Origin of the sequence: Sphingomonas sp. DC4900, assembly GCF_049896485.1 — a bacterium.
GTDB classification, from domain to species: domain Bacteria; phylum Pseudomonadota; class Alphaproteobacteria; order Sphingomonadales; family Sphingomonadaceae; genus Sphingomonas; species Sphingomonas aquatilis.
The window spans coordinates 1-24,582 of sequence record NZ_JAFCUK010000016.1 but is presented as its reverse complement, the minus strand read 5'-3'; the positions used below and the strand labels follow the sequence as shown (position 1 = coordinate 24,582).

Sequence of the window (24,582 nt, the reverse complement as noted above, 5' to 3'; positions counted from 1 at the left end):
TTCGTTGCGCTCGTAAGGACGCGAGGGAGGGGTGATATCCGAGCCCCCTTCCGCACCGCGCTCACCGCGGTATAGCGACCCCATGCCCGTCCTGACCAAAATCTGCGGCCTGACCACGGCCGACACGCTGGGCGCCGCGCTGGCAAGCGGCGTGAGCCACGTCGGCTTCGTGTTCTTCGCGGCCTCGCCCCGCAACCTCGCCTTCGACCGCGCCGCCGGCCTTGCCGCTCAGGTGCCCTCCGCGGTGTCCCGCGTCGGCGTGTTCGTAGATCCCGACGACGCACTGCTCGACGCCGCGATCAACGCCGGCCGGCTCGACGCCCTGCAACTCCACAAGACCGCCCCCGCCCGCGTCGCCGCGATCCGTGCCCGCTTCGGTCGCGAGACTTGGGCGGCGGTCGCGGTGAAGACCCGCGCAGACCTCGACGCCGCACGCGACTTCGCGGGCGCCGACCGCATCCTCTACGACGCCAAGACGCCGGACGGCGCCGCGCTGCCAGGCGGCATGGGCCTGCGCTTCGACTGGAGCCTGCTCGACGGCGTCCGTCATCCCTTGCCCTGGGCGCTCTCCGGCGGTCTCGATCCGGCCAACGTGGCCGAGGCGATCCGACGCACCGGCGCGCCGCTGGTCGACGTATCCTCCGGCGTCGAGAGCGCACCGGGGGTCAAGGATGTGGACAAGATCGCTGCCTTCCTTAAAGCGGCGCAGCTATGAACGCCCCCAACTCCTTCCGCGCGCAGCCCGACGATCGCGGTCACTTCGGGCAGTTCGGCGGCCGCTACGTCGCCGAAACGCTGATGCCGCTGATCCTCGACCTGGAACGCGAATATCGCGCCGCCAAGGCGGACCCGGCCTTCGCCGCGCAGTTCGACGATCTGATGACGCATTACGTCGGTCGTCCCAGCCCGATGTATCATGCCGAGCGCCTCAGCGAAGCGCTGCGGGAAGGTGCCGAGCCCGGCATGGGCGCGCAGGTTTGGTTCAAGCGCGACGAGCTGAACCACACCGGCGCGCACAAAATCAACAATTGCATTGGCCAGATCCTGCTCGCGATCCGCATGGGCAAGACGCGGATCATCGCCGAAACCGGCGCCGGCCAGCATGGCGTCGCCACCGCCGCGGTCTGCGCGCGCTTCGGCCTGCCCTGCGTCATCTACATGGGCGCAAAGGACGTCGAGCGGCAGCAGCCCAACGTCTTCCGCATGAAGCTGCTCGGCGCCGAAGTGCGCCCCGTCACCAGCGGTGCGCAGACGCTGTCCGATGCGATGAACGAGGGGCTGCGCGACTGGGTCGCGAACGTCCACGACACCTTCTACATCATCGGCACCGCCGCCGGCCCGCACCCCTACCCGGAGCTGGTGCGCGACTTCCAGAGCATCATCGGCCGTGAAGCGCGCGCGCAGCTGCTCGAACGCACGGGCAAGCTTCCCGATCTGCTCGTCGCCGCGATCGGCGGCGGGTCGAACGCAATCGGCCTGTTCCACCCCTTCCTCGACGATCCCGATGTCGGCATGCTCGGCGTCGAGGCGGCGGGCCATGGCCTGGAGGGCAGCGAGCATGCCGCCAGCTTGGCGGGCGGCTTCCCCGGCGTGCTCCACGGCAACAAGACCTATCTGTTGCAGGACGAGGACGGCCAGATCGCCGAGGGCCATTCGATTTCCGCCGGCCTCGACTATCCCGGCATCGGGCCCGAACACGCGTGGCTGCGCGACATCGGCCGCGTCGAATATACCAATGCGACCGACGTCGAGGCGCTCGACGCCTTCCAGCTGCTCTGCCGGACCGAGGGCATCATCCCCGCACTCGAACCCGCCCACGCGATCGCCGCCGTCACGAAGCGTGCCAAGACGATGCGCAGCGACCAGATCATCCTCGCGAACCTGTGCGGCCGCGGCGACAAGGACATCTTCACCGTCGCTAACGCGCTGGGGGTGGCGATATGACCCTCGACTGGCGACAGGGGCTGACAAGCATCGTCGTGGCGGCGGCCGTGGCGGGCGTCGTGAGCCTCGTCCTGCGCGGCTATGATGGCAACACGCATCTGGTGTCTGCGCTGGCCATCGGCCTCGCCATCGGCGCCTCGCGGCTGGTACAGGGAGGGAAGCTCTCGTGAGCCGCCTGTCAGACGCCTTCGCCAAGGGCCATCCGGCGCTCGTGACCTTCGTCACCGCCGGCGATCCCACGCCTGACGCCACCGGCGCGATCCTCGACGCGCTCGTCGCGGGCGGCGCGGACGTGATCGAACTGGGCATGCCCTTCACCGATCCGATGGCGGACGGCCCCGCGATCCAGGCCGCCAACATCCGCAGCCTGGCCGCCGGCACCCGCACCGCCGACATCCTCTCGATCGCGAGCGCCTTCCGCAGCCGCCATGCCGACGTGCCGCTCGTTCTGATGGGCTATGCCAACCCGATGCTCCGCCGCGGCGCCGACTGGTTCGCCGACGCGGCGGCACAAGCCGGCGTCGATGGCGTGATTTGCGTCGACATTCCGCCCGAGGAAGACGATGCGCTCGGGCCAGCCCTACGGGCGAAGGGGATCGACCCGATCCGCCTCGCGACGCCAACCACCGACGCCGCGCGTCTGCCGCAGGTCCTCGATGGCGCTAGCGGCTTCCTTTATTACGTCTCCGTCGCCGGCATCACCGGCCTGCAACAGGCGGCACAAGGCTCGATCGACCAGGCCGTCGCGCGGCTGAAGGCCGCAACCGACCTGCCCATCGCGGTCGGTTTCGGCGTCCGCACGCCTGCGCAGGCCGCGGCGATCGGCGCCGTCGCCGACGGCGTCGTCGTCGGCTCCGCGATCGTCGAGATCGTGGCGCAGCACGGCGCCGATGCACCCGACGCCGTCCGCACCTATGTTCAATCGCTGAGCGAGGCACTGGCCTCTGCGCGAAAGGTAAATCGATGAGCTGGATTACCAGCGTCCGCAACGCCCTCCCCTTCGGCACCAAGCGCGAAACGTCGGAGGAAAACCTCTGGCACAAGTGCAAGGGCTGCGGGCAGATGATCTTCACCCGCGAACTGGAGGAGAATCTCTACGTTTGCCCGAAGTGCGATCACCATGAGCGCATCGGACCGAAGGAGCGGTTCAAGCAGATCCTCGACGAAGGCAGCTGCAGCGAATTGCCCGCACCGCGCGTACCGGAAGATCCGCTCAAGTTCCGCGATTCGAAGCGCTACACCGATCGCCTGAAGGCGGCACGCACGTCCGCGCAGGAGCAGGACGCGCTTATCAACGCCCGCGGCACGATCCTGGGCAACCGCGTCGTCATGGGCGTGCAGGACTTCGGCTTCATGGGCGGATCGATGGGTCTCGCGGTCGGCGAAGCCTTCGTCCGCGGCGTCGAGGCCGCGATCGCCGATAAAGCCCCGTACGTCATCTTCACCGCTGCCGGCGGCGCGCGCATGCAGGAAGGCATCCTCAGCCTCATGCAGATGCCGCGCAGCACTGTGGCAATCCAGATGCTGCACGATGCCGGCCTGCCCTATATCGTCGTGCTGACCGATCCGACGACGGGCGGCGTCACCGCCAGCTACGCGATGCTGGGCGACGTGCAGATTTCGGAACCCAATGCACTCATCGGTTTCGCCGGTCAGCGCGTGATCGAGAATACGATCCGCGAAAAATTGCCCGAAGGATTCCAGCGCGCCGAATATCTGCTGGATCACGGCATGCTCGACATGGTCGTTCACCGGAAGGATCTGCGCGACCAGCTCGCGACGGTGATCGCCTATCTGACGGCCGCCCGCGCCGCCTGACGCCAACCAGCCGCAGCGGGGCGCCACCGTGCCGGATCATGCCATCTCGACCGATCCCGCCGTGCAGGCACAGCTCGACCGGCTCTGGGCATTGTCGCCCGGGGCCGACGTGCTGGGCCTCGAGCGGATTACGCGATTGCTCGATCGGCTCGGCAACCCGCAGGAGGCGTTGCCGCCGGTGTTTCACGTCGCCGGCACCAATGGCAAAGGCTCCACCTGCGCCTTTCTGCGCGCCGCGATCGAGGCGACGGGGCATGACGTCCACGTCTTCTCCAGTCCGCATCTGGTGCGGTTCAACGAACGCATTCGGATCGCGGGCACGCTGATCGACGACGCATCGCTCGCCGCATTGTTGGCCGAAGTGCTCGATCATGCGGATGGCATCGGCGCCAGTTTCTTCGAGATCACGACCGCCGCCGCCTTCCTCGCCTTCGCCCGCACGCCCGCCGCGGCGACGATTGTGGAGGTTGGCCTGGGCGGTCGGCTCGATGCGACCAACGTCATCCGCCGCCCCGCCGTCACCGGCATCGCCGCGCTTGGGATGGATCACGAGGCATTCCTCGGCAACCGCCTGGTCGATATCGCCGGTGAGAAGGCGGGAATCGCCAAGGCCGGCGTGCCGCTAATCACGATGAACTATTCCGCCGCCTGCACCGCCCGGATCGCGGCGGCGGCCGACGCGGCGGGGGCACCCGTCATCGCCCGCAACGCGGCGTGGTGGAGCGACACCGGTCGCAACACTGTCCGCTACCGCGACACCGGCTTCACCCTCGTCAGCACGCGCCCACGCCTCGTCGGCCCGCACCAGACGCGCAACCTGGCGCTCGCTTTCGCCATGCTGCGGCATCAGGGCGCGATCAACGTTCCCGAAGCCGCGATGCGCGCGGCGGCAGAATGGGCGCGATGGCCAGCGCGCATGCAGCGGCTCGGCCACGGCCCGCTCCACGCCCGCCTTCCCGACGAAAGCGAATTGTGGCTCGACGGCGCGCATAATCCCTCCGCAGCCCGCCCGGTCGCCCAGAGCCTGGGCCGGATCGCCGAAGGCCGCCCCGTCACGCTCGTCCTCGGCATGCTCTCGAACAAGGATGCGGAGGGCGTGCTGCGGCTCCTCGCGCCGATGGTGTCGCGTGTCGTCGCGGTGCCCGTGCCGAATCATGCCTGCCACGCGCCGGCAGAGCTCGCCGCGGTGGCCCAGCGGCTCGGCGTTTCCGCTACGTCCGCGGATAGCTTGGAAACAGCGCTGGAGAGCTTGGCTACCGAGCCGCCGCACGTCGTGCTGATCGCCGGTTCGCTCTATCTCGCCGGTGAAGCGCTCGCCCGCAACGACGAGGCGCCCGACTGACTGATTAATTGCGATTGACTTGCAATAGCTGATTTAAGACTGTCGGCGGCGAACGAAGGAGTCGCCGCATGTCCGAAATCACCACGACCATCGCGGCATTGCCGCATGCGCTACCGGCCTGCCCCAACGCGCGCATCGCGCTGTTCACGCTGCGCCGCATGGGCGCGCACGGACTGCACGACGCGCGCGCCACGCATGCGCTGTTCACGATGTTCGGCGAGGGCTTCCGCCGCCCGCTGGTGCTGATGCGCGCGCTGATGACGGACCTGGCCTCGACCGCCGCGGATACGATCGCGATCGCACCATGCTGCTGCGCTCGCATGACCGCCGCCGAGCGCGCCTTGCTGACCGTCATCGCGCGCATCGAAACCGCGCCCGACACCGCCCGGCTGTTGATGAGCGACCTGCTGGGCGTGCGCCGTGTCGATCCGGTGCTGGCGAGCCTCGCCGCGGTCAGTGCGGCATGGGCCGACGACGGTCGCCCGATCTGCGTCTAGCGCCAGTTCGCCCGCCGCGCGGCGTCTTCCTGCGCGCGGTCGAGCGGCTCACCGGCGATCATCCCCATGATCGCCGTCGCCCGGGCGCCGTCGGTCCCCGCCATGCGATAATCGGTGGCCGGCGCCGATCCGGGCGCGGTGTAGCGCATCTGCCAGTCCGTGCCCGCGCGGCAGGCGATCCCGGACAGCGTTTCCCCCGTGAAGCTGCGGCAATATTGCCCGTTCCTGTCACGGAACGACAAAGCGACCCGCACCGGGCCGGCATCGCCCGACAATTGATCGTTGAGCGCGACGGCCACCGACGCCGGCACGCCGCCGCCAGGCGCCCCGCCCCGATCCTGCAAGACGAACAGCCCGACCACCAGGCTCGCCGCGATCGCGCCGCCCGCCGCCCAGCGCCGCCAGCCGTGGCTGGGCGCCGGCGCCGCTTTCGCCGCCCGCCGCGCCCGCACGTCGGCCAGCGAAATCACCTCCGCCGGCGGACGCGCCAAAGGATCGAAGGCCGCGGCAAAGCGCGCCTTCATCCGACGGTGCCGGTCGGCGAGCGCACGCCAGTCGGCATCGTTCGCCACCGCGGCCTCGACCCTTGCGGCCTCCGCCCCGGTCAGTTCGCCGTCGACCCAGGCGATGATCGCCGCTTCGTCCACCGGATCAGCACCCATCGCTCAAGCCTCCACCGCCGCCATCAACGCCTGCCGCCCACGCACCAGGCGGCTGGTCAGCGTGCCCATCGGCACCTCGAGCACCTCCGCCGCTTCGGCGTAGCTCTTGCCCTCGATCATCACCAGCACCACCGCCTCGCGCTGCTCGTCCGGCAGGCGGTCCAGCGCCCGCATCAAATAGGACAGTTCGACCCGCGCCTCGGCATCGCCCGCCACGCCGACCTGCATCCCCTGTTCCTCGGGCGCATGCACCGCCTCGCGGCGCTGGCGAGATCGCGCCGTATCGATCCACAGATTGCGGACCACGCGATAGGCCCAGGCCTCGAAATGCGTGCCCGGCTGCCACTGATCGCGCGCCTTCAACATGCGTTCCGCCGCCGCCTGCACGAGATCGTCGGCATCGGGGCCGCTGCGCGCCAGGCCATGGGCAAATCGCCTCAGCCGCGGCAACAGGCTTGCCAAACGTCGCTCGACTTCGTCCAAAGTGGCCCAGTCCTTCGTCCATGCGGATGAAACGTCACCCGGCGGTCGTTTCATCCATGGAGCGAGCCAAAAAAGGAAGACAAAGATGAAGCGATGGGCGCTGATGCTGACGATCGGTCTGGCCAGCCCGGCTGCGGCGCAGCTGCTGGGCGGTGGCTTGCCGACAGGCGGCTTGGGGACGCCGCTCGGCGGGGTGACCGACACCGTGCAGCGCGCCACGGGCAGCATGCTCGGATCACGGCAGCAGGCGTCCGACGCGCTGTCGCAGGGCGTCGCGTCCGGTCTCGGCGGGCCGCTGCTGATGGCCGACGGCGCATTGCGTGCGCTCAGCCCCCGCGACCTGCTGGCGCTGCGCAAGGAACGCCTACGCGCACTGGTCCGCGAAAACCGCACGACGCTGGACGTGGATGATGACGGCAATCCCGTGCGGCGTGACGTAATCCTGGCGCTGGCCCTCTCCCCGGAAACGCTCGAAAAAGCGAAGGCCGCAGGCTTTACGCTGACCGGCACCGAGACGATCGACGGCCTCGATGTCAGCACCTCCGTACTCGCGCCGCCGCGAGGCAAGCCGGTGCGCAAGGCGATCGAGACGCTGCGCGCGCTGGATCCGGGTGGCACCTATGCGCTCGACGCGGTCTACGAACCTGCGCATGCGCCGCTGGCGGCGATGGCCGGCGCGCTGGCGGGCGGCGGCGGCGCGGCAAGCGGCAGCAGCCCATTGCGCATGGGCCTGATCGATGGCGGCGTCGGCCGCCATCCCGCCTTCGCCGGCCTCGCCATCGAGCAGCGCGGCTTTGCGGGAGAGGCCAAGCCCAGCGGCCATGGCACCGCCGTCGCGTCGTTGATGGTGGGCCGCAGCGGCGCCTTCCATGGCGCGATGCCCGGAGCCGGATTGCTCGTCGCCGACGTCTATGGCGGATCGGCAAGCAACGGCTCGGCCGTCGCCATCGTCCGCGCCATGGCCTGGCTCGCCCAGAATGGGGCGAAGGTCGTCAACATCAGCCTGGTCGGCCCGCCCAACCCGCTGCTCGCGGCGGGCATTCGTGCGTTGACCGCCAAGGGCATCCGCGTCGTCGCGGCGGTCGGTAACGACGGCCCTGCCGCCCCGCCGCAATATCCCGCCTCCTACCCCGAAGTGATCGCCGTCACCGGCGTCGATGCCAGGGGCAAGGCGCTGATGGAGGCGGGTAAGCCGCTCCATCTCGATTACGCGGCACCGGGCGCGGACATGGTGGGGGCGGTGCCCGGTGGCGGGTGGGAGGTGCTGCGCGGCACCAGCTTCGCTGCCCCCCTCGTCGCCGCGACGCTCGCCCGCGTCGGTACGCCCGCCGCCCTTGCCGCAGAGGCGAAGCCCGGCAGCGGCCGCATCGGCCGCGGGATCGTCTGCGACACGTGCCGCACGCCCCCGAAGGCGGTCGGCCTAAAATAATTTTCGCGATGCAGGGATTAAACCGAAAAGGTCCATCGTTGTCCTTTTCGGAAGCCGGGCAGTCCCCCACCCCGGCTCGGACGAAAGGAGATTTCTCATGACCCCCACGATCCGTTTCGCCCTGATCGCGACCACCATGCTGGTGACGGCCCCCGCATCGGCGCAGCTGCTGGGCGGTGGCGGCGTCGGCGGCATGCTGGGCGGTGCCGGCAACCTCGGCGGCGCCGTGTCGGGCACGCTGAACGGCGCCGGCCAGCTCGGCTCGACCGTTGGGCAGACCAGCGGCCGCGTGTCGAACACCGTCAACGGTGCGGCACGGGCGCATGGCAGCCGCTCGATCGACACCCGCTCGGGCCGCGCGAGTGCCGATGGCAGCCTAGCCGGTAGCGTCAGCCGCAGCACCGACGGCGCCCTCGGCGCGACCGGCCCGCGGGGCGGCGCGCTCAACGGGGCGCTGAGCCAGAGCGGTTCGGCCAGCGGCAGCGCGAACGGCGGCGTCGATGCGCAGCTGGTTGGCACCGATCAGGTCGCCAACACAGTACGCGGCGCTCGCGACGGCGCGGCGGCAACGGCCGGCGCCGCACGCGATCGCGCCACGACCACCGCGACGGCAGCCCGCAACCGGGCGACCTCGACCGCCGGCGCCGTGCGCGATCGCGCCGCTACCACCGCGGCGACCGCCCGCGACCGCACCACGACGGCCGCCAATGCCACCCGCAATCGGGTGAACGAAGGCGCCCTCGCCGCCGGAGGCGCCGCGAACGGCACGCGCGGATCGCTTGCCGGTTCGGGCTCGGCGAATGGCAGCGGCTCCGCGAGCGCGGGCAACCGCTCGGCCTCGGCCAGCGGCAGCGCCTCGGGCAGCGGTAGCCTGAGCGTCAACTGACCACGCGCTCCGTCGCATCGACGGGAAGGGGGCATCGCCGGCAACGGCGGTGCCCTTTTCCGTGGCGGCGTTTTCGCCGTGTGTTTCGAGGCGGATGGGGGTAGGTGCTCCGCAGACGGTCGTTCCATGAACGACCCGGCATGGCTCTTGCCGAGCGCAAACGCCGGACGGAACACCGCCATCGAACCGGGTGAGGATCACGATCGAAGCGGGTCGGCGCATGCCGCCGCGCCGGGCGAAGGAGCATGAACGAACGACATGCGGTGGAGACGACGTAACCTCGCTTCGATGAGCGCCGATGTCGGCGATGGCCTGGCGCCCGCGGTCGAAGCCGTCACCAGCGGCGAGGGCCGACCGCCCGCATCCGCCCGCAGCTATCGCGTCATCGCGCTGGTCGTCGCCTCCGCGTTGTTCATGCAGCAACTCGACGGGACCGTGCTGACCGTCGCCTTGCCCACCATGGCCCGCGATCTCGGCACGCCCGCCACCAGCCTCAGCCTCGCGCTCACCAGCTATCTGCTGGCGCTCGCCCTGTTCATCCCGGCAAGCGGCACGCTGGCCGATCGCTTCGGCTCGCGCAGCATTTTCTGCTGGGCGATCGTCGTCTTCCTGCTCGGTTCGATCGCCTGCGCGCAGGCCGGGTCGCTGCCGACGCTGGTCGCCGCCCGCTTCGTCCAGGGGATCGGCGGTGCGATGATGGTGCCGGTCGGCCGCCTCGTCCTGCTACGCAGCGTCGCCAAGGAGGACATGGTCCAGGCCCTTTCCTGGCTGGTCATGCCCGCACTCGCCGGGCCGATCCTGGGACCACCGATCGGCGGCTTCATCGTCACCTGGCTCGACTGGCGCTGGATTTTCTACCTCAACATCCCCTTTGGCGTCATGGGGATCATCGGCGCGCTGCTGTTGGTGCCGGAGGTGCGCGGCGACGCGCGCGCCCGTTTCGATCTGGTCGGTTTCATCCTGTCGGGCGTGTCCCTCGGCTGCCTTTTGTTCGGCTTCGAGCTGGCGAGCCGCCCCGGCACCGGGTTGGTCGCGCTGATCCTGCTTGTCGCGGGCCTCGGCATGGGCGTCGCCTATTTCCGCCATGCCCGTCACGTCGCCGATCCGATCCTCGACCCCGCGCTGATGCGGGTGCCCACCTTCCGCCTGTCGGTGATCGCCGGATCGCTGACCCGCATCACGCAAGGCGCGCAGCCGTTCCTGCTGCCGCTGATGCTTCAGCTCGGCTTCGGTCTGACCGCCGCGAAGACCGGTACGATCACCATGGCCGGGGCGATCGGCGCGCTGGCGATGAAGGCGCTCGCCCCGCGCGTGCTGCGTCGCTGCGGGTTCCGCCGCAGCCTGATCGTTTCGGGGATCGCCAGCAGCCTCGGCTACGCGACCTGTGCGCTGTTCCGCCCCGATTGGCCGACCGCCGCGATCGTGCTGGTCCTGGGGATTTCGGGCTTCTTCACGTCATTCCAGTTCACCGGCTACAACGCCATCGCCTATGCGGATACCGACAAGGCGCAGATGAGCGCGGCGACAAGCTTCTACGCGACCTTTCAGCAGCTGACGCTATCGCTCGGCATCTGCACCGCCGCGACGGTGCTGGAGATCGGCTCGGTGATCGAGGGCACCCGTCAGCCAACGCTATTCACCTTCTCGCTCGCCTTCGTCGTCGTCGCCACTATCTCCGCGTCGGCAGTCATCTGGAACCGCCGGTTCGCGGCCGACGCCGGTGCCGAGATGAGCGGCCACGCCGCCCGCTAGGCGCGCCCGATCGCTGCGGCGGCAAGCCCGCGCACGTCCACCCGCGCCTTCAGCCGTGCGGCGAGCAGTGCCGTGCCGCTGACCTTGCGCTGCACGAACAGCGTTTCGACATGCGGTACGTGCCAGGTGTCGCGATCGGCGATCATCGCCTTCGCCTCCTCACGCACCACCGGCACGAAGGCGCGGTCGCCAAAGTCGAACGCGCCGGGCCTGTTGAGCGCCGCGTCGATCGCCGCGATGATCCGGTCGACCGCCCCACGGTGCGACCGCGCGGCCTCGACCCCGATGAAGCCCGTCTCCACCGCCACCTCGCGGATCATGTCCCGATCGAGCGCCAGCCCCGCCTCGATCAACTGGCGATAGGCATCCGCCGTCTCCGCCGGCACCGCGCGCATCGCCCCGAAATCGAGCAGCACCAGCGCGCCGCTATCCGCCTGCCAGCGATAATTGGCGAAATTGGGATCGGTCTGCATCACGCCAAACTCGAACAACTCGCGCAGCACCAACGTCACCAGCGCGGTCATCGCGGCGTCGCGCGCCTCTTGCGAGGCAGCATCCAGCGTCTCGATCGCCTGCCCCTCGACGAAGCTCATCGCCAGCACGTGTCGCGTCGTCAGCTCCGGCTCCAGCGTCGGCACGACATAGCGAGCGTCCCCGTCCAGACGCGCGGCATAAGCGCGCATCTGCTCGCCTTCGCGCGTGTAATCGGCTTCCTCGGCCAACTGCCGCTTCGCCTCGTCGAGCAGCGGCGCGATATCCAGCCCGCGCGGCAGCAGCCCTGATACGCGCAGCAACGTCGCGACATTGTCGACGTCGGAATCGATGCTCTCCGCAACACCCGGATATTGCACCTTGATCGCCAGCCGCCGCCCATCGGGCAGGGTCGCGCGATGCACCTGGCCGATCGAGGCCGCCGCGACCGGCGCGGCCTCGAAATGCCGAAACCGGCGCCGCCAGTCCCTTCCCCATTCGCGCGTCAGCACCTGGTCGAGCTGCTGCGGCGGCATGCGATAGCCCTGGTTGCGCAGCCGCGCGAGGATCGCCGACAATTCGGGCGGCAGCACGTCGCCGGCGTCCATCGAGATCATCTGCCCCAGCTTCATCGCCGCGCCGCGCAGGTGCGACAATCGGTCCGCTACCCGTGCCGCATTCGCCGGAGTCAGCACCAGATCGCCCATGCGTGGCCGCTCACCCTGCGCCAGCCGCCGCGCGCCCTCGGCCAGCATGCCGCCCGCCACACCGCCAGCGAGCCGCCCGAACCCGCCTAGTCGCGCAAGCCTGCCCGTCGGCACCGCGCGATGCCGTGCCTCGAATCGATCGTCATCCATGCCCGCACAACGTCGCGGACGCCCGCGAAGGTCCGCCCTATCGTTCGGTCAGGCGCGGCATCAGCTCGACGAAGTTGCAGGGCCGATGCCGGCTGTCCAACTGATCGGCGAGGATGCCGTCCCATCCATCCTTTACCGCCCCGGTCGAGCCCGGCAGCGCGAAGATATAGGTCCCCCGCGCAACACAGGCGCAGGCGCGCGACTGGACGGTCGACGTGCCGATCTTGGCGAAGCTCAGATACCGGAACAGCTCGCCGAACCCCGGAATCATCTTCGTCGCAACTCGCTCGACCGCCTCCGGCGTCACGTCGCGTCCCGTCACGCCCGTGCCGCCCGTCGTGATGACGCAATCGATCGCGGGATCGTCGATCCACCGTTCCAGTTGCGCGACGATGGCCTCGATGTCGTCGCGCAGGATGACGCGATCGGCGAGGCGATGCCCCGCTCCCTCCAGCCGCGCGACGAGCGTATCGCCCGACCGGTCCTCGGCGAGCCCCCGCGTGTCGGAGACGGTGAGCACCGCGATATTGATCGCGCGGAACGGCAGAGCGGGGTCGATCGGCATCAGCCCACCGCCCGCAGCTGAGAAGCGACCCGGTCGAGCGCCACGTTGCTGATCCCCGGAATCGCCTGGATCGCCTCGACCAATTCGAGGTCGAGCAGGAAATCGCGCCCGAGCAGGACGACCGCCTCGCCATCACCCGCCGGAATGCGCGCGCGCACTTCGCCGCGCGCACCGCGCGCCTCACCCAGCAAGGTCGCCAACGCCGCGAACGCCTCCGCCGTCGCCACCCGCGCCTCGATCGTGAAGCGCGCCATCGACGCCAGCCCCTCGAACGGCTGGATGCGCTTGACCGACACGCGCGGAGTCTCTTCGCCCGGCCGCCGATCGAGTTCGACGGTGATCAGACCGCAACCACCACAGCGCGCCGCCTCTTCCAGTTCCGCCGCGACGCCATCGTCGAAGCATGTCGCGACGAACTGGCCGCTCGCATCCGACAGCGTCGCCATCATGTAGCGCTTGCCGCGTGCCGAGGTCCGCCAGCGTGCATCCTCGACCAACACCGCCATCGTCGCCCCCGCGCGCGTGCCGTCCTCCGGAATGCGCAACTCGGTCAGCGCGACATATTGCCGCGCGCCATGCATCTTGGCGAGATGCGCGTGCCGGTCGACGGGATGCGCGGAGAAATAGAAGCCGAAGGCGTCCTTCTCCTGCTCCATCGCCTGCGCCATCGTCCAGCGCAGCCCCTGCGGCAGCCGGATCGTATCGCCGGCCACCTCGTCCCCACCGAACAGGCCGCCCTGCCCGCTCGTCCGTCCGGCATGCGTCGAGGCGGCAAGGCCCAGGATCGTCTCGGCGACGGCATGAACCGCAGCGCGGTTCGGCTCGATCGCGTCGAACGCCCCCGCCGCGGCCAGCGTTTCGAGCTGCCGCTTGTTGATCAGTCGCGGATCGACGCGATTGGCGAGGTCGTCGAGGCTCTTGAACGGCCCGGCCGCGACCCGCTCGACGATCAGTTTCTCCATCGCGCCTTCGCCAACGGATTTCAGCGCGCCCAATGCATAGCGAACCGCGAGGCGGCGTTCCTCGCCCTCCCCGACCGTCTGCACGTCGAACTCGGCATCGCTCTGGTTGATGTCCGGCCCGACGATATCGACGCCCAGCCGTCGCATGTCGTCGACGAAGATGCAGAGCTTGTCGGTCTGCGCCATGTCGTAACACATCGACGCGGCGAAGAATTCGTGCGGGTGGTGCGCCTTCAGCCACGCGGTCTGATAGGCGAGCAGGGCATAGGCGGCGGCGTGGCTCTTGTTGAAGCCGTAGCCCGCGAACTTGTCGATCAAGTCGAACAGCTGGTTGGCGTAGTCCGCCTTGATGCCGTTATGCTCGGCGCAACCGGCGACGAAGGTCGCGCGCTGCGCATCCATCTCCGCCTTGATCTTCTTGCCCATCGCGCGGCGCAGCAAATCGGCGCCGCCCAGGCTATAGCCCGCCAGGATCTGCGCGGCCTGCATCACCTGTTCCTGATAGACGAAGATCCCGTAGGTCTCCTTCAGGATCGGTTCCAGCAGCGGGTGGGGGTAGAGGATTTCCTCCGTCCCCTGCTTGCGCCGCCCGAAGCTCGGGATGTTATCCATCGGGCCGGGGCGATACAGCGACACGAGCGCGATGATGTCGCCGAAATTGGTCGGGCGGACGGCGCTGAGCGTCCGGCGCATCCCCTCCGATTCCAGCTGGAAGACGCCGACCGTGTCGCCCTTCTGGAGCAGCTTGTACGTCGCTTCGTCGTCCCAGGGCAGCGCATCCAGATCGATCGAAATGTCTCGCTTGCCGAGCAGTTGTACGGCCTTCTTCAGAACCGACAGCGTCTTCAGGCCGAGGAAGTCGAACTTCACCAGCCCCGCGCCTTCGACATATTTCATGTCGAACTGCGTCACCGGCATGTCCGACCGCGGATCGCGATAGAGGGGGACGAGTTGGCTCAGCGGCCGGTCGCCGATGACCACGCCCGCGGCGTGCGTCGACGAATGGCGCGGCAGGCCCTCCAGCTTGGTCGCGAGGTCGAGCAGGCGGCGGACCTGATTGTCGTTGGCATATTCCTTCGCCAACTCAGGCACGCCGTTCAGCGCACGCTTCAGATCCCAGGGATCGGTCGGATGATTGGGCACCAGCTTGGCGAGGCGATCGACCTGGCCATAGCTCATCTGAAGCACGCGGCCGGTATCCTTCAGCACCGCGCGCGCCTTCAGCTTACCGAAGGTGATGATCTGCGCCACCTGATCGCGGCCGTATTTCTCCTGCACGTAGCGGATGACCTCGCCACGCCGAGTTTCGCAAAAGTCGATGTCGAAGTCGGGCATCGACACGCGTTCCGGGTTCAGGAATCGCTCGAACAGCAGGCCCAGCTTCATCGGATCGAGGTCGGTGATCGTCAGCGCCCAGGCGACGACCGAGCCCGCGCCCGAACCACGCCCCGGCCCCACCGGAATGTCGTGATCCTTCGCCCATTTGATGAAGTCGCCGACAATCAGGAAGTATCCGGGAAAGCCCATCTGGACGATGACGTTCACCTCGAACGCCAACCGCTCGCGATACGCATCCCGCCAATTGGGATCGTCGGGCTGCGCCCCCAGCTCCTCGATCCGGTCGAGCCGCGCTTCCAGTCCCGCCGCCGCCTGATCGCGCAGCATCGCCGCCTCACCGTCGCGGTCGCCCGCCAGGCTGGGCAGGATCGGCTTGCGATAGGGCGCCATTACCGCGCACCGCTGCGCCACGACCAGCGTATTGTCGATCGCCTCGGGCAGGTCAGCGAACAGCTGCTTCATCACCTCCGCGGGTTTCAGCCATGCATCGGGGCATGAGCGGACGCGATCCTCGCTTTCGACATAGGTCGAATGCGCGATGCACAGCATGGCATCGTGCGCGTCGAGGAAACCGCTGTCGGAGAAGCAGCACGGATTGGTCGCGACCAGCGGCAGGTCGCGATCATAGGCAAGGTCGATCAGCGCCTGCTCGGCCGCTTCCTCCACCGCGTCGCCGCGCCGGACGAGCTCGATGTACAGCCTGTCGGGGAACAGCGCCTGCAACCGGCCGCAATAGGCACGCGCGCGGTCCGGCTGATCCTCGTGGAACAGGCGCGCCAATCCGCCTTCGGCCCCGGCGGTCAGCGCGATTAGGCCATCGGTCCGCCCTTCCAACGCGGCGAAATCGACATGCGCCGGCAATTCGATCGGTCGGTCGAGATGCGCCATGCTGACCAGCGCGCACAGATTGTCGTACCCCGTCGTATCCTGCGCATAGAGCGCGATCCAGTCGAGCGGCGCGGCGACGCCGTCGGGCATATCCGGCCGCGCGACGCACAGCATCGTCCCGATCACCGGCTGCACGCCATCCTTCTTCGCAGCGTCCGAAAAGGCCATCGCCGCGTACAGCCCGTTGCGATCGGTCAGGCCGGCCGCGGGAAACTTCTGCGCCTTGGCTTGCTTGGCGATCGCCTTCGGATCGATCGCCCCGTCGAGCATCGTGTAGGACGAAAAAATGCGGAGCGGCACGAAACCCGAATGAGCCATGCGAACCACTTAGCGACTCCGACCCGATTCGAACAGGCGACCCGCCCGGAATGGACGGAACCAGCGGTGGATAACCTCGTTACGCGCCCATAACGAGGAGACATCGCCATGACCGACACGCGCACCTTCACCGATCCGCTAGCACCCACCGCCGCCGGGGCCGGCTGGGCCTGGATCCTCGCCTATGGCGTGCTGTCGCTGGCGCTTGGCGTGCTCGCCTTCCTCAATCCCTTCGCCGCCACCTATGCCGCGACCTTAGTGATCGGCGCCTTCTTCATCGCCGCCGGCATCGTCTCGCTCGCGGCGGGCGTGATGGGCAAGCACGAAGGGCGCGGCTATGCGATCGGCTTCGGCCTGCTGTCGCTGGTCATCGGTGTGCTGATGGCCTTCGATCCGATGTCGGGCGCGCTGTCGCTGACGCTGCTGGTCGGCGTGTGGCTTGGTATCCGCGGCGCGATGGAAATCGGCCTCGGCGCACGCTTCAAGCGCGGACGCGGGCTGATGATCGCGCTCGGCGTCGTCAACATCCTGCTCGCGATCTACGTCCTCGCAACGCTGCCCTGGTCGGCGCTGACGCTGCCGGGCTTCATCCTCGGCATCAGCTTCGTCTTCGGCGGCGTGACCTCGATCCTGTCGGCGCTGCACCACAAGAAAGGTGCCAAGCCCTTCGCCGCCCCGGCGCTGTAAGCCACGCCGCTAGCCCCACCCACCCCGTCACCCCGGACTCGTTCCGGGGTCCACCGGCCCGCAAGAGAATGGCAAGAGGCACCAGCCGTCCCCCTCGCCGCGGAGTGGACCCCGGAACGAGTCCGGGGTGACGCCCGTGTGGGTCGAGGCCCGCCCTACAGCAACGCCTCGATATCCGCCGCAAGGTCTTCCGGCTTCGTCGTCGGCGCATAGCGCCGCACGACCTGGCCCGACTGATCCACCAGGAACTTCGTGAAGTTCCACTTGATCGCCTTCGACCCCAGCACGCCCGGCGCCGCCGTCTTCAGCCGCTCGAACAACGGATCGGCCGCCGCACCGTTGACGTCGATCTTGGCGAACACCGGAAACGTAACGTCATAGGTCAGCGAACAGAAATTCGCGATCTCCGCCGCATCGCCCGGCTCCTGCGCCCCAAACTGATTGCAGGGAAAGGCCAGCACCTCGAACCCCCTGTCGGCGAACCGCCGATGCAGCGCCTCCAGGCCTTCGTACTGCGGCGTGAACCCGCATTTCGACGCGGTGTTGACGATCAGCAGCACCTGCCCCGCCCAGCGGTCCAGCGACAGCGGGTTGCCATCCGCGCCCCGCACAGTGAGATCGGTGATGCCGCTCATGCGTACCTCCCAAGCAGATAGTCGAGATTCTGGCGCACGCCCGGCCATTCACGGTCCAGGATCGAATAGACGACGCTGTCTCGCAGCCGGCCGCCGACGATCTGATGACCGCGCAGCACGCCATCCCGCTTCGCGCCCAACCGTTCGATCGCGCGCTGGCTGCGGATGTTGAGCGCATCGGTGCGAATCTGTACGCACTGCACGCCCATCGTGTCGAAGGCATGCGTCAACAGCAGCCGCTTCGCCTCGGTATTCACGCCGGTGCGTTGGACCCGCGTCGCATAAAAGGTGCCGCCGACCTCCAGACGCCGATGGCCTTCGTTCATCCGCATGTAGCGCGTGGTGCCGACAATTGTGCCTGCCGGATCGCAGACCGCAAACACCAGCGCCCGCCCCTGCTCGACCTGCGCGAACGTGGCGGCAAACCAGCGATCCGCGTCCTTCAACTGCGACACGCTCGCGTAGAATATATCCCACAGGTCATCCGTCGCAGCGACGGCGACCAACGCATCCTTGTCCTCGGCGACAAGCGGCCGCAGCGTGACGTGACGGCCGACCAAGGTCGGGGTGGTCCGCCACGCATCGCTCACGACAGCACGCCCTCGTGCAGGCGCACGACCCGGTCCATCTTCTGCGCCAGCCGCTCGTTATGCGTCGCGATCAGCGCCGCCGAGCCTTCTCCGCGCACCAGCCGCAGAAACTCGGCCAGCACGATATCGGCAGTGTGTTCGTCGAGGTTGCCGGTCGGTTCGTCCGCCAGCACCAGCGCCGGCCGGTTGGCCAGCGCGCGGGCCACCGCGACGCGCTGCTGCTCGCCGCCCGACAGCTGGCTCGGCCGGTGCGTCAGGCGATGCCCCAGCCCCAGCGCGGTGAGCAACGCGACCGCACGATCGTCCGCCGCCTTGCGCGCCGCGCCATGCACCAGCTGCGGCAGCACGACATTCTCGGTCGCGTTGAAGTCGGGCAGCAGATGGTGGAATTGGTACACGAAGCCCAGATGATCGCGACGCATCACGGTGCGGCCATGCGCGTCGAGCTTCGCCGCTTCGGTGCCGGCAATCCGGATCGATCCTTCGAACCCGCCCTCCAGCAAGCCCACCGCCTGCAGCAGCGTCGACTTGCCCGAACCCGACGGCCCGACCAGCGCGACGATTTCGCCCGGCGCCACGGTCAGGTCGACCCCACGCAGGACGTGAATCGTCTCGCCGCCCTGTGTGAAGCTGCGCGTCAGACGACCAGTTTCGAGGACGTTATTCATAGCGAAGGACCTGTACCGGATCGGTGCTCGCCGCCTTCCACGCCGGATACAGCGTCGCGAGGAAGCTGAAGACCAGCGCCATGATCGCGATCACGATGATCTCTACGGGATCGGGCTTCGACGGCAGTTCGGTGAGATAGCGGATCGACGGATCCCACAGGTTCTGCCCCGTCACCATCTGGACGAGGTTCACCACCGCTTGGCGATAGAACAGGAACACGAAGCCCAGGAGCAGCCCCGCCACCGTGCCGAGCGCGCCGATCGTCGTGCCGACCACCATGAAGATGCGCATCAATCCGCCCCGCGTCGCACCCATCGTCCGCAGGATCGCGATGTCGCGCGTCTTGGCGCGCACCAACATGATCAGGCTGGACAGGATGTTGAACACCGCGACCAGGATGATGATCGACAGGACGGTGAACATCGCCACCCGCTCGACCTCCAGCGCCTGGAACAGCTGCGCATTCATGCTGCGCCAGTCGCTGATCACCGCGCCGGGCGGTAATTTGTCGCCCAGTGGCGCCAGGATCTGCCCGACCTTGTCGGCGTTGTTCGTCTCGATCTCGACCATGCCGACGTTATCGCCGAGCAGCAGCAGTGTCTGCGCGTCCTCGATCGGCATGAAGACATATTGCTTGTCGTAATCGTACAGCCCGATCTCGAAGATCGCGGCGACCTTGTAGCTGACGATCCGCGGCACGGTGCCGAACGGCGTCGTCTGCCCCTGCGGGCTGAACAGCGATATGTCGCTGCCGACGGTCGCGCCCAGCGCTTCGGCCAGCCGGCTGCCGATCGCGATCCGCCCACTGCCCGGCGTCACGCCGGCGAGCGACCCCATCACCACCTTGTTGCCGATCACCGGCGCGATATCCTGCATCCGCACGCCGCGGACCAGCACCGCCTCCGCCCGGCCGTTATAGGTCGCGGCCAGCGGTTGTTCGATCATCGGCACCGCCGACGTGATGTTGGGCGTCCGCTTCGCCTCGGCCACCACCTGCCGCCAGTCGACGGGGCGGGTGGGGTCGAACTGGATCACCGCATGGCCATTGAGGCCGACGATCTTGTCGAACAGCTCGGCGCGAAAGCCGTTCATCACGCTCATCACGATGACGAGCGCCGCGACGCCGAGCATCACCGCGACGAGGCTGATCGAGGCGACGAGGAAGATGAACGCCTCCCCCTTGCCCGGCAGCAGATATCGCCGCGCGATCATCCGTTCATAGGTAGAGAGGATCATGGCCGCGGCTCTAGGCGGAGAGACGGCGACAAGCAACAAATGTTGCGGATTCGACACAGGGCAGCCGCAATCGAAAGGACGGGCGACAATATCCGGTGACAAAGCCCCTGCCCCTGCCTAGCACAGGCTCATCTGAGACACAGGCAACGGCCGTGGTTCGGGGAAACAGTGTTCCGGCGACGCAGCGAAAACGCGCGATCGTCCACGACACGACCTAAGGGGGCTGACGGGTTTCTCGTCACGCAGGCGCCCGGATCGGAAACGGTCCGGGCGTTTGCTTGTCCGGACCGCCTCGACGGCGCCGGGCGAAGGGCGGGAGCTTCCAATTCACGCCCCCCGTCCGGCATCGTCTCTTATCGCAGATCAAAGCTGAACGTCGTCCGAACGCGGGGTCGTTCTCACGATCGACGCTGGTTTGGCCGGTACGCGAGGCCGCGCCCCACCCCCTGCTCCCGACCACCGCCACCCTTCAACCGTCATTCCCGCGAAGGCGGGAATCCAGATTGGCGAACGTCCGCGAATCAAGCTGGGAGCCTAGCGCGTCTGGATTCCCGCCTCCGCGGGAATGACGAAGAGCGTATACCGCCGCACTCTTCGTCATCCTGGCTTATGCCAAGACGACGGGGGAAACCCCTAGAACCGCGTCGACAGCGTCACACCATAGGTCCGCGGATCGCCCGGCTGCCCCACGATCAACCCTGTGCTGCCCGACTGGGTCGAGAGCAGCTCGAAATACTGCTTGTCGAACACGTTGCGCACCCAACCGAACACGTTGATACCGCCCTCGCGATAGCCGGCGCGGACGTTGGACAGCGAATAACCCTCGATCCAGGTATAGGCCGACGGTGACGGGTTGGACGAAAAGCGTGAACGGTAATTGCCGTCATAGCCGACATAGGCTTCGCCGCCCTTACTCCCCACCGGTACGTTATATTCGCCGCCGAACGAGAACGACCATTTCGAGATGCCGGGCAGCCGCTGACCGGAGATGTCGCATTGGGCCGGGCTGTACGATGGCTGGGTGGAACTGCCGGCCTGCCCTGCCGGACTCGCCGGATTCGTGGCACTGGCCGCAGAGCCACCCGACAATTCCGGCGGGCAGGGCGCATTGGCAAAGCGGACGTATTTTGCGTCGGTGAAGGCGCCGTTGACGTACAGGTTCAGCCGGCTGCTCGGCCGAAAGCTCGTATCGAATTCGAACCCGCGCGACCGCACCTGACCCGCATTGGCAAGATAGCCGCGGATCACATTGATCGCATTGTTGTTTACCGTCGCCTGATAGTCGAACACATCGGTCCAGTATCCGGCAAGGTTCAGCGTCAGCCGCCGGTTGAGGAACTGCGTCTTCAACCCGATCTCGTAATTGTTGACCTTCTCGGGCTTCACCGTCTGCGTCGACAGATCGACGCCCGTGCTGGTGGAATTGAGCGGCAGGCCCGACAGGTTGATGCCGCCCGATTTGAAGCTCCGGGCATAGGTCGCATAGGCGTGAATGTCGGGACTGACGTCATACGACACGGTGATGTCGCCCGAGGTGTTCCACGCGCTGAACCGCGGGCTGTAGCGTTGCGGCGCCAGCGTGTTGATCTGGTTCTGGAAGGTCGTGCGCGCCGCCGCGGTCGGCTGCGATGCCAGCAGAGCGGCCACATTGTCCGCCGTCGCGGTGAAGGCATATTGCGCGTTGCGGATGCTCACGACCGATTCGTAAAAGCCCGACTTGCGGTCGTAATTGACGCGCAGGCCCGGCTGGATGTGCAGCGCATCGGTCAGCGCCCAGTTCAGCTTGCCGAACACCGCGAAGCTCGTGTTGTCGAAGTTGATCGTGTTCGTCGACGTCAGGCCGTTCAGCACATTGGGATTGGTCGCGTCATTGCCCGACAGCAGGAACCGGCTCGCCGCCGATCCCTGCACCTGCGAGCCCTGCGTATTGATCGTCTGGTGAAAGAAGAACGCGCCGACCGTATAGTCCAGCCGGTTGGTGCCATTGGACGCGAGGCGCAGCTCCTGCGACACCTGTTTCTGCTGCGACGGGTTCTGCGACACCGTCGTGATCGGCAGGCCGATGAAATCGCGATCGTTCTGCGGCTGCCAATCCCAATAGCGCCACGCGCTGACCGAGGTCAGCGTCGCCGGCCCAAGATCCCAATTGCCGACCAACGAGACGCCGCCAATCTCCTGCCGCGAATTGATCGACGCATCCAAGTCGGTCACGCGATCGAACGGATTGGTGCTGGGCGGCCGATAATTGAACGCCGCGGCGAGCGCCGCATATTGCCGCGCGATCGGCCGCTGCGTGGTGCCGACGCGGGCGTAATATTGCACGCAGCAGAGCGGATTCTGCACGTTGTAATCGCCCGACAGCGTGAAATTCAGGCTGTCGCTCGCATTCCACAGCAACTGCCCGCGCACGCCATTGTTGTCGAGCCGGTGCAGGTTGCGCCCCGACGTGACGTCGTAGATCGTGCCCTGGCGCTGCGTCGACGAGGCAGACATGCGCAGCGCGACCCGATCCGACAGCGGGCCCGATACCGACGCCTTGGCCTGGACGAATTCGTAATTGCCGGCGGTCAGCTCGATCCGCGCCTCGGGGGTGAAGCTCGGCGGTCGGGTCGTGATATTCAGCGCGCCCGACGTGGTGTTCTTGCCGTACAGAGTGCCCTGCGGCCCGCGCAGCACCTCCACGCGCTCGACATCGACGAAGTCGAAGGTCGAAGCGCCGATCCGCCCGATGTACACGCCATCCACGTAGAAGCCGACGCCCTGTTCGATCCCGTCGTTCGTCAGGCCGAACGGCGCGCCGAGCCCGCGGATGTTGATTGCCGAGTTGCGCGGGTTGCTCGAATAGAATTGCAGCGAGGGCTGCTGCTGCTGCAGGCGGTTGACGTTGAACGCCCCCGTCTTGTCCAGCTCGGCGCCGCCGATCACCGAAATCGCGATCGGAACCCGCTGCACCGATTCGGCGCGGCGGCGCGCGGTGACGACGATATCGCCGGCACCCGCCGGGGCGGGGGCACCCTGCGCCGCGCTGGCGTCGTCCTGTGCGGCAACGCTTTCGGGTGTCGGCACGGGCTCGGGCGTGGGCTGCGGCACGGTCTGGCCGGCAAGCAGCATGGCAAGCGTCAGCGACATCGAAAGCTCCCTTTTATCGTTGTCGCCAAACTCCCCTGATTCGCTGGGATTACAAAGATGGAGAAGCTTGGGGTCGCGATAGCCGGGCTTCGCGCGCTGAAATCACCCGCAATTTTTCAGGCCCACCCCCTCTTGAAGCCGGTACGGACCTTCCCAAATTTGGGGACGCATGGCGCCATGATGGGCCATGCACCGGCATCGCACCGCTGTGGATGCCGTCGTTCAACTCGCTTCGTTCGGAGGATTTGACATGCGACTCGACCTGACCCCCTATCGCCGCTCGACCATCGGTTTCGACCGTCTGTTCGATATGCTGGAAAGCAACGCGCGCGCCGCGACCGCGGAAAACTACCCGCCCTTCAACCTGGAACGGATTGCCGACGATCGTTACCGGATCACGCTCGCCGTCGCCGGCTTCAGCCGCGACGAAATCGAGATCACGGCGCAGCAGAACCTGCTCCTCGTCGCCGGCAAGAAGGACGACAAGGCGGCTAACTCCAACTTCCTGCATATCGGCATCGCCAATCGCAGCTTCGAGCGTCGCTTCGAACTCGCCGATTTCGTGTTCGTCGAAGACGCGCGGCTTAACGATGGCCTGCTCGTGATCGATCTGGTCCGCGAGGTGCCGGAAGCGATGAAGCCGAAGAGCATCGCGATCAAGACCGGTGCGCCGCTGGCCGCCGTCGACAACAACGCGGACGCCGCCAAGGCTGCGTAAGCCGACGCGACGCACCTTGCAGGTGCTCAGGGGCGCTCGGATCGTACGGTCCGGGCGCCTCGCCTATGATGCGACCCGATTTGCCCGACGGCGCCGATCCACGGCAATCGCCGTCGCCCCGTAACTGGCTGACGATACGGATCGCAGACAACCGCTGCGCCGTTTCAGTTCGTCACTCGGACCGTTCGAAAGGCCCCAGAATCAACAAGGGGAGCCGAAGCCCCCCTTGTCTTTAGAATCATGTCGATCGGCGAGCGTCTTGGGAACTCCGCCGGATCGTCAGAAACTCTTAGTTGCTGTCGCCGCTGTCAGCGACGATCACGATGCCGGCAACGACGGCAGCCGCCGCGACCAGGGCAACGATCAGACCGCCACCGGCCAGTTCGCTCTTCTTCGCCGACGCCGAACCGGTGCGAACCGACTTGGCAACCGACAGGCTCGCGGCGGGGTTCGACGGAGCGGCCGCAGCGGGGGCCACGGCGAGAGCGGCTGCAGCGACAGCCATCAGATACTTGGCAACCATGATGGTCCCCTCTTTGGTAGGTTGAGATGCTCCAATGACACATAATTCATCGAATTCAAGGTAACGCCGATAACCCATGTCCGCTTCCGGCGCCCGGATCGCCTTGCGCACCACCTTGCGCGACAGGTGCAGGTCCCGCGCTATCGCCTTGATGGCCTTGCCCGACGCGTGCTCGCGCCGGAT

At 67.5% G+C, this 24,582-nt stretch carries 23 protein-coding genes; 12 read left to right on the top strand and 11 right to left on the bottom strand.

What is annotated here, in order from left to right:
- The first annotated feature begins 82 nt into the window (after positions 1-82).
- The 7 genes from ACP690_RS15295 (at position 83) to ACP690_RS15265 (ending at position 5,601) form a co-directional block, all read left to right on the top strand.
- Entirely contained in the window at positions 83-715 is a 633-nt protein-coding gene (locus ACP690_RS15295; protein ID WP_426261560.1) for a phosphoribosylanthranilate isomerase, read from the top strand.
- Positions 712-1,944, top strand: coding sequence for a tryptophan synthase subunit beta (trpB, locus tag ACP690_RS15290; protein ID WP_426261561.1), 1,233 nt, complete (start codon positions 712-714; stop codon positions 1,942-1,944). The genes ACP690_RS15295 and trpB overlap by 4 nt, the downstream gene beginning before the upstream one ends.
- Complete coding sequence (locus tag ACP690_RS15285; protein ID WP_426261562.1) at positions 1,941-2,114, top strand: hypothetical protein; 174 nt, start codon at positions 1,941-1,943, stop codon at positions 2,112-2,114. The genes trpB and ACP690_RS15285 overlap by 4 nt, the downstream gene beginning before the upstream one ends.
- The gene (gene trpA, locus ACP690_RS15280) at positions 2,111-2,911 is read left to right on the top strand and encodes a tryptophan synthase subunit alpha (protein WP_426261563.1); all 801 of its coding nucleotides are present in this window, start codon (positions 2,111-2,113) and stop codon (positions 2,909-2,911) included. Before ACP690_RS15285 ends, trpA begins: the two co-directional genes overlap by 4 nt.
- The gene (gene accD, locus ACP690_RS15275) at positions 2,908-3,762 is read left to right on the top strand and encodes an acetyl-CoA carboxylase, carboxyltransferase subunit beta (RefSeq protein ID WP_426261564.1); all 855 of its coding nucleotides are present in this window, start codon (positions 2,908-2,910) and stop codon (positions 3,760-3,762) included. The genes trpA and accD overlap by 4 nt, the downstream gene beginning before the upstream one ends.
- A 28-nt stretch (positions 3,763-3,790) precedes the next feature.
- Positions 3,791-5,104 (top strand): bifunctional folylpolyglutamate synthase/dihydrofolate synthase, encoded by a 1,314-nt coding sequence (locus tag ACP690_RS15270; protein ID WP_426261565.1) that lies wholly within the window; start codon positions 3,791-3,793, stop codon positions 5,102-5,104.
- A gap of 68 nt (positions 5,105-5,172) precedes the next feature.
- Entirely contained in the window at positions 5,173-5,601 is a 429-nt protein-coding gene (locus ACP690_RS15265) for a DUF6628 family protein (protein WP_426261566.1), read from the top strand.
- Here the strand turns inward: ACP690_RS15265 and ACP690_RS15260 are convergent.
- The gene (locus ACP690_RS15260) at positions 5,598-6,263 is read right to left on the bottom strand and encodes an anti-sigma factor family protein (RefSeq protein ID WP_426261567.1); all 666 of its coding nucleotides are present in this window, start codon (positions 6,261-6,263) and stop codon (positions 5,598-5,600) included. The two genes, ACP690_RS15265 and ACP690_RS15260, sit on opposite strands and share 4 nt — an antisense overlap.
- A 3-nt stretch (positions 6,264-6,266) precedes the next feature.
- Positions 6,267-6,725: an RNA polymerase sigma factor gene (locus ACP690_RS15255; protein WP_020486481.1), complete on the bottom strand. Its 459-nt coding sequence runs from the start codon at positions 6,723-6,725 to the stop codon at positions 6,267-6,269.
- A 106-nt stretch (positions 6,726-6,831) separates the two neighbouring features.
- On the opposite strand from ACP690_RS15255, the gene ACP690_RS15250 reads away from it, so the two are divergent.
- From ACP690_RS15250 to ACP690_RS15240, 3 genes are all read left to right on the top strand, one after another.
- Complete coding sequence (locus tag ACP690_RS15250; RefSeq protein WP_426261568.1) at positions 6,832-8,175, top strand: S8 family serine peptidase; 1,344 nt, start codon at positions 6,832-6,834, stop codon at positions 8,173-8,175.
- Positions 8,176-8,272: 97 nt separating this feature from the next.
- Positions 8,273-9,061, top strand: a complete 789-nt coding sequence (locus ACP690_RS15245; RefSeq protein ID WP_426261569.1) for a hypothetical protein — start codon at positions 8,273-8,275, stop codon at positions 9,059-9,061.
- Positions 9,062-9,349: 288 nt separating this feature from the next.
- Positions 9,350-10,813, top strand: coding sequence for an MFS transporter (locus ACP690_RS15240; RefSeq protein ID WP_426261570.1), 1,464 nt, complete (start codon positions 9,350-9,352; stop codon positions 10,811-10,813).
- Here ACP690_RS15240 and ACP690_RS15235 read toward each other — a convergent pair.
- The 3 genes from ACP690_RS15235 to dnaE are packed head-to-tail and all read right to left on the bottom strand — an operon-like array spanning position 10,810 to position 16,212.
- On the bottom strand, positions 10,810-12,141 hold the full coding sequence (locus tag ACP690_RS15235; RefSeq protein WP_426261571.1) for an ABC1 kinase family protein: 1,332 nt from the start codon (positions 12,139-12,141) through the stop codon (positions 10,810-10,812). The genes ACP690_RS15240 and ACP690_RS15235 overlap by 4 nt on opposite strands.
- 37 nt (positions 12,142-12,178) lie before the next feature.
- Positions 12,179-12,706: a molybdenum cofactor biosynthesis protein B gene (moaB, locus tag ACP690_RS15230; RefSeq protein ID WP_426261572.1), complete on the bottom strand. Its 528-nt coding sequence runs from the start codon at positions 12,704-12,706 to the stop codon at positions 12,179-12,181.
- On the bottom strand, positions 12,706-16,212 hold the full coding sequence (dnaE, locus tag ACP690_RS15225; protein ID WP_426261573.1) for a DNA polymerase III subunit alpha: 3,507 nt from the start codon (positions 16,210-16,212) through the stop codon (positions 12,706-12,708). Before dnaE ends, moaB begins: the two co-directional genes overlap by 1 nt.
- A gap of 108 nt (positions 16,213-16,320) precedes the next feature.
- Between dnaE and ACP690_RS15220 the strand changes: the two genes are divergently transcribed.
- Entirely contained in the window at positions 16,321-16,899 is a 579-nt protein-coding gene (locus ACP690_RS15220; protein WP_017978626.1) for an HdeD family acid-resistance protein, read from the top strand.
- A 155-nt stretch (positions 16,900-17,054) separates the two neighbouring features.
- Here the strand turns inward: ACP690_RS15220 and ACP690_RS15215 are convergent, their stop codons facing one another.
- The 5 genes from ACP690_RS15215 to ACP690_RS15195 form a co-directional block, all read right to left on the bottom strand.
- Positions 17,055-17,534 (bottom strand): glutathione peroxidase, encoded by a 480-nt coding sequence (locus ACP690_RS15215; RefSeq protein WP_426261574.1) that lies wholly within the window; start codon positions 17,532-17,534, stop codon positions 17,055-17,057.
- The gene (locus ACP690_RS15210) at positions 17,531-18,124 is read right to left on the bottom strand and encodes a GNAT family N-acetyltransferase (protein ID WP_426261575.1); all 594 of its coding nucleotides are present in this window, start codon (positions 18,122-18,124) and stop codon (positions 17,531-17,533) included. Before ACP690_RS15210 ends, ACP690_RS15215 begins: the two co-directional genes overlap by 4 nt.
- Positions 18,121-18,792, bottom strand: a complete 672-nt coding sequence (locus ACP690_RS15205; RefSeq protein ID WP_017978623.1) for an ABC transporter ATP-binding protein — start codon at positions 18,790-18,792, stop codon at positions 18,121-18,123. The genes ACP690_RS15210 and ACP690_RS15205 overlap by 4 nt, the downstream gene beginning before the upstream one ends.
- Positions 18,785-20,029 (bottom strand): lipoprotein-releasing ABC transporter permease subunit, encoded by a 1,245-nt coding sequence (locus tag ACP690_RS15200; RefSeq protein ID WP_024310526.1) that lies wholly within the window; start codon positions 20,027-20,029, stop codon positions 18,785-18,787. The genes ACP690_RS15205 and ACP690_RS15200 overlap by 8 nt, the downstream gene beginning before the upstream one ends.
- Before the next feature lie 633 nt (positions 20,030-20,662).
- Positions 20,663-23,158 carry a TonB-dependent receptor gene (locus tag ACP690_RS15195; RefSeq protein ID WP_426261576.1) on the bottom strand — a complete coding sequence of 832 codons (2,496 nt, stop codon included), beginning with the start codon at positions 23,156-23,158 and terminating at the stop codon, positions 20,663-20,665.
- 250 nt (positions 23,159-23,408) lie between these two features.
- Between ACP690_RS15195 and ACP690_RS15190 the strand changes: the two genes are divergently transcribed.
- Positions 23,409-23,876, top strand: coding sequence for an Hsp20 family protein (locus ACP690_RS15190; protein WP_426261577.1), 468 nt, complete (start codon positions 23,409-23,411; stop codon positions 23,874-23,876).
- Positions 23,877-24,165: 289 nt separating this feature from the next.
- Here ACP690_RS15190 and ACP690_RS15185 read toward each other — a convergent pair.
- A partial coding sequence (locus ACP690_RS15185; RefSeq protein ID WP_426261578.1) for a hypothetical protein occupies positions 24,166-24,582 on the bottom strand: 417 nt, incomplete at its 5' end.

What these genes read in the sequence shown, in the direction of transcription:
- dnaE (WP_426261573.1), bottom strand. Translation starts at nt 16,212, where the DNA reads ATGGCTCATTCGGGTTTCGTGCCGCTCCGCATTTTTTCGTCCTACACG.
- ACP690_RS15220 (WP_017978626.1), top strand. Translation starts at nt 16,321, where the DNA reads ATGACCGACACGCGCACCTTCACCGATCCGCTAGCACCCACCGCCGCC.
- ACP690_RS15265 (WP_426261566.1), top strand. Translation starts at nt 5,173, where the DNA reads ATGTCCGAAATCACCACGACCATCGCGGCATTGCCGCATGCGCTACCG.
- accD (WP_426261564.1), top strand. Translation starts at nt 2,908, where the DNA reads ATGAGCTGGATTACCAGCGTCCGCAACGCCCTCCCCTTCGGCACCAAG.
- ACP690_RS15285 (WP_426261562.1), top strand. Translation starts at nt 1,941, where the DNA reads ATGACCCTCGACTGGCGACAGGGGCTGACAAGCATCGTCGTGGCGGCG.
- moaB (WP_426261572.1), bottom strand. Translation starts at nt 12,706, where the DNA reads ATGCCGATCGACCCCGCTCTGCCGTTCCGCGCGATCAATATCGCGGTG.
- ACP690_RS15240 (WP_426261570.1), top strand. Translation starts at nt 9,350, where the DNA reads ATGAGCGCCGATGTCGGCGATGGCCTGGCGCCCGCGGTCGAAGCCGTC.
- ACP690_RS15215 (WP_426261574.1), bottom strand. Translation starts at nt 17,534, where the DNA reads ATGAGCGGCATCACCGATCTCACTGTGCGGGGCGCGGATGGCAACCCG.
- ACP690_RS15250 (WP_426261568.1), top strand. Translation starts at nt 6,832, where the DNA reads ATGAAGCGATGGGCGCTGATGCTGACGATCGGTCTGGCCAGCCCGGCT.
- ACP690_RS15205 (WP_017978623.1), bottom strand. Translation starts at nt 18,792, where the DNA reads ATGAATAACGTCCTCGAAACTGGTCGTCTGACGCGCAGCTTCACACAG.
- ACP690_RS15200 (WP_024310526.1), bottom strand. Translation starts at nt 20,029, where the DNA reads ATGATCCTCTCTACCTATGAACGGATGATCGCGCGGCGATATCTGCTG.
- ACP690_RS15190 (WP_426261577.1), top strand. Translation starts at nt 23,409, where the DNA reads ATGCGACTCGACCTGACCCCCTATCGCCGCTCGACCATCGGTTTCGAC.
- trpB (WP_426261561.1), top strand. Translation starts at nt 712, where the DNA reads ATGAACGCCCCCAACTCCTTCCGCGCGCAGCCCGACGATCGCGGTCAC.
- ACP690_RS15245 (WP_426261569.1), top strand. Translation starts at nt 8,273, where the DNA reads ATGACCCCCACGATCCGTTTCGCCCTGATCGCGACCACCATGCTGGTG.
- ACP690_RS15295 (WP_426261560.1), top strand. Translation starts at nt 83, where the DNA reads ATGCCCGTCCTGACCAAAATCTGCGGCCTGACCACGGCCGACACGCTG.
- ACP690_RS15195 (WP_426261576.1), bottom strand. Translation starts at nt 23,158, where the DNA reads ATGTCGCTGACGCTTGCCATGCTGCTTGCCGGCCAGACCGTGCCGCAG.
- ACP690_RS15235 (WP_426261571.1), bottom strand. Translation starts at nt 12,141, where the DNA reads ATGGATGACGATCGATTCGAGGCACGGCATCGCGCGGTGCCGACGGGC.
- ACP690_RS15260 (WP_426261567.1), bottom strand. Translation starts at nt 6,263, where the DNA reads ATGGGTGCTGATCCGGTGGACGAAGCGGCGATCATCGCCTGGGTCGAC.